General features: G+C 33.2%; 2 protein-coding genes. One reads left to right on the plus strand and one right to left on the minus strand.

Annotated elements, in window-relative coordinates; genetic code table 11:
- Positions 1-189, plus strand: a 189-nt coding sequence (locus tag AC1DRF_RS31620) for a hypothetical protein (protein WP_477742776.1), incomplete at its 5' end; no start/stop codon positions are given.
- A gap of 183 nt (positions 190-372) precedes the next feature.
- Here the strand turns inward: AC1DRF_RS31620 and AC1DRF_RS31625 are convergent.
- Positions 373-573, minus strand: coding sequence for a cold-shock protein (locus AC1DRF_RS31625; RefSeq protein WP_013058096.1), 201 nt, complete (start codon positions 571-573; stop codon positions 373-375).
- Between the last annotated feature and the right edge of the window lie 14 nt (positions 574-587).

Genomic DNA, 587 nt, shown 5'->3' on the forward strand with positions numbered 1-587 from the left:
GGAGAGAGGATGAGGGATATGAGTATAAGCTTATTTTCCAATGGAGAAATTGTAAATATAAAAGCATCTAATGAAAGAGTGATCATCTTAAAAAGCCATTATGTGAAAAACATGAAAAGATATTCTTATACAGTGGATAAATATCCAAGTACGTTTTTCTTTGAAGAAGAATTAATGAAACATGAATAAATATTGATTTATAGTTTGGATTTTGTCTATACTATGCTATACTGAATTTACCATTTGTATTACCGATTACTATTTTTGTATTAATAAGCCCTATTCCTCAGTGGATAGGGTTTTATTATGACATTTTCAAGGAAATGAAAAAGACAGACTCCAAGGAGTCTGTCTTTTTATATTTATGATGGATTACGCTTTTTGAACGTTAGAAGCTTGAGGGCCGCGTTGACCTTGTTCTACGTCAAATGTAACTGCTTGACCTTCGTCTAAAGATTTGAAGCCTTCGCTTTGGATTGCTGAGAAATGTACAAATACATCGTCTCCGTTTTCGCGTTCGATGAATCCAAAACCTTTTTCTGCGTTAAACCATTTTACTTTACCTTGTTCCATAATTGTTGCCTCCT

It is taken from the genome of Priestia sp. P5_B4, from assembly GCF_056400385.1.